The sequence below is a fragment of the Polaromonas sp. P3_C2 genome (assembly GCF_056402675.1).
Map to the genome: position 1 here is coordinate 1 of NZ_JBFUGX010000843.1, position 1,555 is coordinate 1,555.

3 protein-coding genes are annotated in these 1,555 nt (G+C 62.6%); 1 reads left to right on the forward strand and 2 read right to left on the reverse strand.

Annotation, left to right across the window (positions count from 1 at the left end; genetic code table 11):
- Positions 1–447 (forward strand): transketolase-like TK C-terminal-containing protein (locus tag AC1DWI_RS22615; protein ID WP_477725841.1); only part of this gene is annotated, 447 nt, incomplete at its 5' end.
- Positions 448–508: 61 nt separating this feature from the next.
- On the opposite strand, the gene AC1DWI_RS22620 is transcribed toward AC1DWI_RS22615, so the two are convergent.
- Positions 509–1,063 (reverse strand): fasciclin domain-containing protein, encoded by a 555-nt coding sequence (locus AC1DWI_RS22620; protein WP_477669680.1) that lies wholly within the window; start codon positions 1,061–1,063, stop codon positions 509–511.
- Positions 1,064–1,226: 163 nt separating this feature from the next.
- A partial coding sequence (gene purN, locus AC1DWI_RS22625) for a phosphoribosylglycinamide formyltransferase (protein ID WP_477725842.1) occupies positions 1,227–1,555 on the reverse strand: 329 nt, incomplete at its 5' end.

The window sequence follows — 1,555 nt, forward strand, 5'->3', positions numbered from 1 at the left end:
TTGCCCCACAGCCCTAAAACATCTCCCAAAAAGGCTCAAAAAGTCGTTTTGATGGGTTCGGGAGCGATCCTGACCGAGGTGATCAAGGCTGCGCAGCAGCTGGCCACGCAGGGCATTGAGGCCACGGTCTTCAGCGTGACCAGCTGGAGTGAGCTGGCGCGTGATGGTGCAGCTTGCCAGCAAGAGGCGATCAATGACGGCGCTGTGACTGCGCCCTTCATCGCTCAGCAGTTGCAAGGCAGCACCGGCCCCATCGTTGCCGCCACCGACTATGTGCGCGCTGTGCCGGAAAGCATCCGCGCCTTTGTGCCCGAAGGCAGGCACTACCTGACCCTGGGCACCGACGGCTTTGGCCGCAGCGACACACGCGCCGCGCTGCGTGAATTTTTCAGCGTCGACGCGCAAAGCATCGTGAAGGCGGCGCTGCACATGCTGAACCAGAAGTAGGCCGACGCGCGAAAGCCCGCGCGCGGCAGGCCGCGCACGGGCTCGGGAAAGAAGTGCCGGCTTACTTGGGCAGCAGCACCTTGTCGACCACGTGGATCACACCATTGGACTGGTAGACGTCGGCAATGGCGACAGTCGCAACGCCGCCCTTCTCGTCGGTCACCGTGACCTTGCCGCCAGCCGACCTGGCCACCAGCGTGCCGCCGGCCACCGTCTTGATCGAAGCCATGCCCTTGCCGTCGGCAATCATCTTGCTGATGGCAGCGGCGTCCCACTTGCCGGGCACGACGTGGTAGGTCAGGATGCCGGTGAGCATGCCCTTGTTTTCGGGCTTAAGCAGGGTGTCCACCGTACCTGCGGGCAATGCGGCAAAGGCCGCATTGGTGGGCGCAAACACGGTGAACGGGCCCGGGCCCTTGAGCGTATCGACCAGGCCGGCAGCCTTGACGGCGGCGACCAGCGTGGTGTGGTCTTTGGAATTGACTGCGTTGTCGATGATGTCCTTGCTGGCCAGCATGGGCGCACCGCCCACCATGACCTGGGCGAAGGAAGATGCGGCAGCCAATGACAGGGCGATGGCCACGCCGACGGATGCCAGTTTGTGTTTTGTCTGCATGTGAATACCTTTGAACTGATGTTGATGAAGTAGATACGCAAGCCGCAACCGGAAGGGTTTTCAAAGCGGCTGACATGAATACGGGGCCGAAGACCAGCTGGATTCAAATCAAACGTATCAATCAGGACGCATCAATGCTTTTCACCGCGCGCGCGGGCAAAGCTCAGGCAGCAGGTTCRAAAAACGCGCGCACAGCCTGCGGGAAAATCAGGTGTTCCTGCGTCAGGATGCGGGCAGACAGCGTCCTGGCAGTGTCGCCCGGCAGCACAGGCACCACCGCCTGCGCCAGGATGGCCCCGTGGTCCAGTACTTCCGTGACCTGGTGCACCGTCGCGCCCGCCACCTTGCAGCCCGCATCAATGGCGCGCTGGTAGGTGTCCAGCCCCGTGAAGGCCGGCAGCAGCGAAGGATGAATGTTGATCAAGCGGCCGGCGTAGTGCTGCACAAAGCCCGGCGTCAAAATGCGCACGAAACCGGCCAGCACCACCCGCG